The 6,047-nt window shown below is 68.4% G+C and carries 6 protein-coding genes; 3 read left to right on the top strand and 3 right to left on the bottom strand.

Annotation, left to right across the window (positions count from 1 at the left end):
• Window positions 1-70 precede the first annotated feature (70 nt).
• On the bottom strand, window positions 71-763 hold the full coding sequence (locus PMI12_RS24880; protein ID WP_007838034.1) for a DUF4124 domain-containing protein: 693 nt from the start codon (window positions 761-763) through the stop codon (window positions 71-73).
• Between the two features lie 14 nt (window positions 764-777).
• A complete protein-coding gene (gene pyrE / locus PMI12_RS24875; protein ID WP_007838033.1) occupies window positions 778-1,461 on the bottom strand; it encodes an orotate phosphoribosyltransferase in 684 nt (227 codons plus the stop codon).
• Window positions 1,462-1,473: 12 nt separating this feature from the next.
• On the opposite strand from pyrE, the gene PMI12_RS24870 reads away from it, so the two are divergent.
• Entirely contained in the window at window positions 1,474-2,277 is an 804-nt protein-coding gene (locus PMI12_RS24870) for an exodeoxyribonuclease III (RefSeq protein WP_007838032.1), read from the top strand.
• 43 nt (window positions 2,278-2,320) lie between these two features.
• Here PMI12_RS24870 and PMI12_RS24865 read toward each other — a convergent pair whose 3' ends face one another.
• Entirely contained in the window at window positions 2,321-3,175 is an 855-nt protein-coding gene (locus tag PMI12_RS24865; protein WP_007838031.1) for a M48 family metallopeptidase, read from the bottom strand.
• A gap of 61 nt (window positions 3,176-3,236) precedes the next feature.
• Between PMI12_RS24865 and PMI12_RS24860 the strand changes: the two genes are divergently transcribed.
• Both PMI12_RS24860 and PMI12_RS24855 read left to right on the top strand, forming a co-directional pair.
• A complete protein-coding gene (locus PMI12_RS24860) occupies window positions 3,237-4,622 on the top strand; it encodes an AmpG family muropeptide MFS transporter (RefSeq protein WP_042674259.1) in 1,386 nt (461 codons plus the stop codon).
• Window positions 4,623-4,759: 137 nt separating this feature from the next.
• Window positions 4,760-5,965 carry a beta-ketoacyl-[acyl-carrier-protein] synthase family protein gene (locus PMI12_RS24855; RefSeq protein WP_007838018.1) on the top strand — a complete coding sequence of 402 codons (1,206 nt, stop codon included), beginning with the start codon at window positions 4,760-4,762 and terminating at the stop codon, window positions 5,963-5,965.
• Window positions 5,966-6,047: the final 82 nt, after the last annotated feature.

The following is a 6,047-nucleotide window of genomic DNA, read 5'->3' as shown; positions in this document are numbered from 1 at the left end:
GCCGGGCCGCCGGTGTTGCCCCCGGCAGGGGGGCGGGCGAAGCGACACGAAGTGCGCGAAGCCTGGGGGGTTACCTGGGATTCCCGCCGTTCTGCGGCGACCACAGCGTTTTCAAGCGCGTGCGCTCTTCATCGAAGCGCGCATTCACCCGCTTCTTCTCTTCTTCCTGCTCACCGATGAAGCGATTCTGCACCGCCACGCTCTGCGTGTTGTCTTCGAGCTTGCGGCGCACCGCGCCCGGCGCCTTGCTCGTGTCCTGCTTGTAGAACTCGAGCTCCTCGTCGATCTTCTTGCGGTCTTCGCCGAGTTCGGCGATGCGCTTCTTCGCGGCCTGCGTCACTGCGTCGATCTGAGACAGCGCCTCGGCGCGTTCACGGTCGTGCGTGGCGGCATTGGGGTAGCGCACCAGCAGGGCCCGCTCGCGGCGGCGCTCGTCGGTCTGGCGCGCGGCCTGGATGGCGGCCTCGCGGGCGCGGTCTTCGCGCTCCTGCAGTTCGCGCGCGGTATAGGTCGGCTCGACCTTGCGGCGGGTGGAGCCGCTCGGGTTCAGCTCGCGCTGCTCGCGGTCGCTGCACTCGGCAATCGGCCGGTCGGCGGTCAGCGTGCGGCCACGGGCGTCGGTGCAGGTGTAGATGCCGGGGGAGGCGCCCTCCACTTTCGGGGACTGCGCCTGCAGCGCGCCGCAGAACGAAGAAACAACCAGGAACAGGGAGGCCGACACCAACCGGCGGATCGGCAGGCCAGGGGCGCTTGCGTCGTGCATCGGGCGGCCTTGCCTCAGCTGGCGCCGTAGCGCGTGCGGTAGGCCAGCACGCGCTCGCGGTGCGCGCCCAGGTCGGCCGCGGCATTGCCCGAGAGGTAGCTCAGCAGGTCGTCCAGCGTGGCGATGGCGATCACCGACAGGCCGAGCTGGTTGCGCACGTACTGCACGGCGCTGTGGTCCACGTCGACGCCGTTCTCGGTCGCCTTCTCCTGCCGGTCGAGCGCGATGGCCACAGCATGCGGCGTGGCGCCGGCCGCCTGGATCGCCGCAATCGACTCGCGCACCGCGGTGCCGGCCGACATCACGTCGTCGACGATCAGCACGCGGCCCTTGAGCGGGGCGCCCACGAGGTTGCCGCCCTCGCCGTGCGCCTTGGCTTCCTTGCGGTTGTAGGCAAAGGGGTAGTTGCGTCCGCGCCGCGCGAGTTCCGCGGCCACCGTGGCGCCCAGCGGGATGCCCTTGTAGGCGGGGCCGAAGATCATGTCGAATTCGAGCCCGCTCTCGATCAGCCGGTCTGCATAGAATCCGGCGAGCCGGGCGATCTTGCCGCCGTCGTCGAAGAGTCCCGAATTGAAGAAATACGGGCTCATCCGGCCGGCCTTGGTCTTGAATTCGCCAAAGCGCAGCACGCCGGCATCCAGGGCGAACTGGACGAAGTCCTGTGCAACCGCGCTGCTTTTCTCACCATCTACAGCCATCGGGAATTCCTTGTGTTCAAACTGACCAGTCTCAATCTCAATGGCCTGCGTTCGGCCGCTACCAAAGGCGTGGCCGACTGGGTGGCCGAACTTGCGCCGGATTGTATTTGCATGCAGGAGATACGCGTCCAGGCCAGCGACGTCGAGGGCCGGTTCGAGGAAATGGCCGGCCTCAAGGGCCATTTCCACTTCGCCGAGAAGAAGGGCTACGCCGGTACCGCCGTGTACACCAAGCACGCTCCGAGCCAGGTCGTGGTGGGCTGGGGCGACGCCGAGTTCGACGCCGAGGGCCGGTATCTCGAACTGCGCTTCGACACACCCAAGCGCAAGTTCTCCGTCATCAGCTGCTACTTCCCGAGCGGCAGCTCGGGCGAGGAGCGCCAGGAAGCCAAGTTCCGCTTCCTCAAGGGCTTCTTCCCGCACCTGGTGGCGCTGAAGAAGGAGCGCGAGTTCGTGCTGTGCGGCGACATCAACATCGCCCACAAGGAGATCGACCTGAAGAACTGGCGCGGCAACCAGAAGAACAGCGGCTTCCTGCCCGAGGAGCGCGCCTGGATGACGAAGCTGCTCGACGCCGGCGCCGACGGCGCGGGCCTGGTGGACGTGTACCGCATGCTCAAGCCCGACACCACCGCCGAGGCCTACACCTGGTGGAGCAACCGCGGCCAGGCCTACGCGAACAACGTGGGATGGCGGCTCGACTACCACCTGGCCACGCCGGCCATGGGCGCGCTGGCGCGCACCGAGGCGATCTACAAGACCGTCAAGTTCAGCGATCACGCGCCGATCACGGTCGAGTACGACTTCAAGCTCTGAAGGCCCGCCCCGGTCGCCGCTGGGGGATGCAGGCAAGCCTTGGTCAGCTCTTCTTCGCGTCGCGGTAGAGCGTCTCCACCTTCGGCAGGTTCGCCTCCAGCTTCGCGATGCGGTCCGGCCCGCTCGGATGCGTCGAGAGGAAGCTCAACCCGCCCTGGTTCTTCGACGCCGTGGCCATCTTCTGCCACAGCGACACCGATGCCTTCGGGTCATAGCCCGCACGTGCCGCGAGTTCGAGCCCCACGAGGTCGGCCTCCGACTCGTCGCTGCGGCTGAACTTGAGCGTGAGGAGCTGCGTGCCGGCGCGCGCCGCCAGGTCGCCCATCTGCCCCAGCCCGAGCAGCTGCGCACCGATGGAGAGCGCCGCGCCCGTGCCCGCGCTCTTGGCCATTCGGGCACGCGCATGCTCGCGCAGCGCGTGGGCCATCTCGTGGCCCATGACCATCGCGACCTCGTCGTCCGTGAGCTTGAGCTGTTCGAGGATGCCGGTGAAGAAGGCGATCTTGCCGCCGGGCATGCAGAAGGCGTTGATCTGCTTGCTGCCGATCAGGTTGACCTCCCACTTCCAGTCGCGGGCGCGCGAATTCCAGGGCGTGGCGAAGGGAATGAGGCGCTTCGCGATGGCGTGCAGGCGCTGCAGCTGCGGGTTGCCGTCGCCCGCGAGCGCGTTCTTGGCGCGCGCCTGTTCGAGCAGCTGGCCGTACTGCTGCACGCCGGCCGCCTCGATCCTGTCGGCCGGCACGAGGTTGCGCGCCACCGAGGCATTGCCGACATTGACCTGCGCCAGCGCCCTACCGCTGAGGGCGGCGCCGGCGGCCGCCAGCAGGAAGGCCCGCCGGGGATTCCATGCGGAAGCGGTGGAGATGGCGGAAACAGGGCGATCACATCGTGTGCACATAGGAGCCGGATCATAGGAACAAATGAAGACAAAGGGCCGGGGCGAGGCCCCCCCGGCACTCATGGACAATCCGAGGCTCATGTCCGTACCTTCCGCAGAAACCCCCACCGCCTCTTCCCCGCCCTGGCGCGACGCGCTGAAGGTCTACCTGGAGCCCGCCACCCTGCGCATGCTGGCGCTGGGCTTCTCGGCCGGGCTGCCGCTGCTGCTGGTGCTGGGCACCCTGAGTTTTCGCCTGCGCGAAGCGGGCATCGACCGCACCACCATCGGCTACCTGAGCTGGGTCGGGCTGGCCTACGGCTTCAAGTGGGTCTGGGCGCCGCTGGTCGACCGGCTGCCGCTGCCGCCGCTGACCACGCTGCTCGGACGCCGGCGCGGCTGGCTGCTGCTGGCGCAGTGCGTGGTGATCGCCGGCCTGATCGGCATGGCGCTGAACGACCCGCGCCAGGGGCTCACGCCGCTGATCTGGTGCGCGCTGCTGGTGGCCTTCGGCTCGGCCACGCAGGACATCGCGCTCGACGCCTTCCGCATCGAATCGGCCGAGACACGCAAGCAGGCCGCGCTGGCGGCCGCCTACCAGACGGGCTACCGGCTCGCGATGATCTGGGCCGGTGCGGGCGTGCTGTGGGTCGCGGCCTGGGCCGAGGTGGCGCCGGCGGCCGCGGTCACGGGTGCGGCGGCGTACCAGAACGGGGCGTGGAAGACGGCGTACCTGGTAATGGCCGCTTCGATGGCGGTGGGGGTGCTGACGGTGCTGCTGTCGCCCGAACCGGTGCCGCGCGTGCTGCCCAAGGCAAAGAATGCCGCCGAGTGGCTGCGCAGCGTGCTCATCGAGCCCTTCGCCGACTTCATCCGCCGCTACAGGTGGCAGGCCGCGCTGATCCTCTCGCTGATCGCCATCTACCGCATCAGCGACGTGGTGATGGGCATCATGGCCAACCCTTTTTACGTGGACATGGGCTTCACCAAGGATCAGGTGGCCACGGTCAGCAAGATCTACGGCGTGATCATGACGCTGGTGGGCGCCTTCGTCGGCGGCGTGCTGTCGATGCGCCTGGGCGTGATGCGGGTGCTGATGCTGGGCGCGGTGCTGAGCGCGGCCAGCAACCTGCTGTTCGCCTGGCTGGCCTCGCGCGGGCACGACCTGACGGCGCTGATCGCGGTGGTCTCGGCCGACAACCTGGCCGGCGGCATCGCCTCGGCGGCCTTCATCGCCTACCTGTCGAGCCTCACCAACATCAGCTACTCGGCCACGCAGTACGCCCTGTTCAGCTCGCTGATGCTGCTGCTGCCGAAGTTCATCGCCGGCTATTCGGGCGCCTTCGTCGATGCCTATGGATACAGCACCTTCTTCGTCGCCACCGCGATGCTCGGCCTGCCGGTGCTGGTGCTGGTGGCTTTGGCCTCGCGGCTGACGACGACCACAAGGCCCGCGGACCGTCAATAGGGCCTGGGCCTTATAGGAAACAGCCGACATTGCGCGCACCGCGCAACTGGTAGGCTGCGGGCGCTATACATTCGTTTTCTTTTCCCTTCCTGCGCCACTTCCCGCGCACCCGTCTGCCAGCAAGCCCCTACAAGATCGTGCCGTCCCGAATTTCTCCTCTCCAAATCAGCGCCTACACGGCGACTTCCGCCGTCGGCGTCGGCAAGGAAGTGCTGGCCGACGCGCTTGCGCAGTCGCGCAGCGGGCTGCGCGCCAACGACTTCGGCGATGCGCCGCTGCCCACCTGGATCGGCCGCGTCGATGGACTCGAAGAAGTGCGCCTGCCCGAATCGCTGGCCCACTGGGACTGCCGCAACAACCGGCTCGCGTGGCTGGGCCTGCAGGCCGATGGCTTCCTCGAGGCGGTGGCTGCGGCGCGCGAGAAGTACGGTGCTTCGCGCGTCGCGCTGATCCTGGGCACCTCGACCGCCAGCATCGGCGAAACCGAACTGGCCTACACGCAGCTCGACGAACAGGGCATGTTCCCGCCCAACCAGCGCCGCGCCAGGGTGCACACGCCGCATTCGCTGGCCATGTTCACGCAGCAGCTGCTGGGCATCAGCGGCCCGAGCGAAACCATTTCCACCGCCTGCTCGTCGAGCGCCAAGGTGTTCGCCTCGGCCGAGCGGCTGATCCGGCTGGGCCTGGCCGACGCGGCCGTGGTCGGCGGGGCCGACACGCTGTGCGGCAGCGTGCTGTTCGGCTTCAACTCGCTCGAACTGGTGTCGAGCGAGCCGTGCCGGCCTTTCGACGCCTCCCGCAAGGGCATCAGCCTGGGCGAGGCCGCGGGCTTCGCGCTGGTCGAGCGCGTGCAGGCCGGCGCCGATGCCGCACCGCTGCACCTGCTGGGCTATGGCGAGGCCAGCGATGCGCACCACATGTCGACGCCGCACCCCGAGGGCCTGGGCGCCGAGCGTGCGCTCGACGAAGCGCTGGCGCGCGCCGGCCTGCCACCCGAGGCGATCGACTACATCAACATGCACGGCACCGCGAGCCAGAAGAACGACGAGGTCGAAGGCGCGCTGGTGGCGCGCCGCTTCCCGGCGCGCACGCACGCCAGCTCGACCAAGGGCTTCATGGGCCACACGCTGGGCGCGGCGGGCATCGTCGAGGCTGTCATCAGCCTGCTGGCCATCGAGCGCGGCCTGATGCCGGGCACGGTCAACACCCGCACGCTGGACGAAGGCTTCGGCCCGCAGATCAAGCTCGAACCGGCGCACGGCGAGGTGCGCTATGCACTGTCCAATTCGTTCGGCTTCGGTGGCAACAACTGCTCCCTCGTTTTCGGCAAGGCGGAATCATGAGGCTCGCCCCCAGGCTGCGCGCACTTCGTGTCGCTTCTCCTCCCCCCGACCGGGGGCAACACCAGTGGCCCGGCAAAGCCGG

It is taken from the genome of Variovorax sp. CF313 (genome assembly GCF_000282635.1).
Lineage (GTDB): Bacteria > Pseudomonadota > Gammaproteobacteria > Burkholderiales > Burkholderiaceae_C > Variovorax.
The sequence above is the reverse complement of the archived record's forward strand: the minus strand, read 5'-3'. Positions and strand labels throughout refer to the sequence as shown.

Bases quoted from the DNA above. Each gene is read 5' to 3' on its own strand.
- PMI12_RS24880 (WP_007838034.1), bottom strand. From the start codon at position 763: ATGCACGACGCAAGCGCCCCTGGCCTGCCGATCCGCCGGTTGGTGTCG.
- pyrE (WP_007838033.1), bottom strand. From the start codon at position 1,461: ATGGCTGTAGATGGTGAGAAAAGCAGCGCGGTTGCACAGGACTTCGTC.
- PMI12_RS24865 (WP_007838031.1), bottom strand. From the start codon at position 3,175: ATGTGCACACGATGTGATCGCCCTGTTTCCGCCATCTCCACCGCTTCC.
- PMI12_RS24860 (WP_042674259.1), top strand. From the start codon at position 3,237: ATGGACAATCCGAGGCTCATGTCCGTACCTTCCGCAGAAACCCCCACC.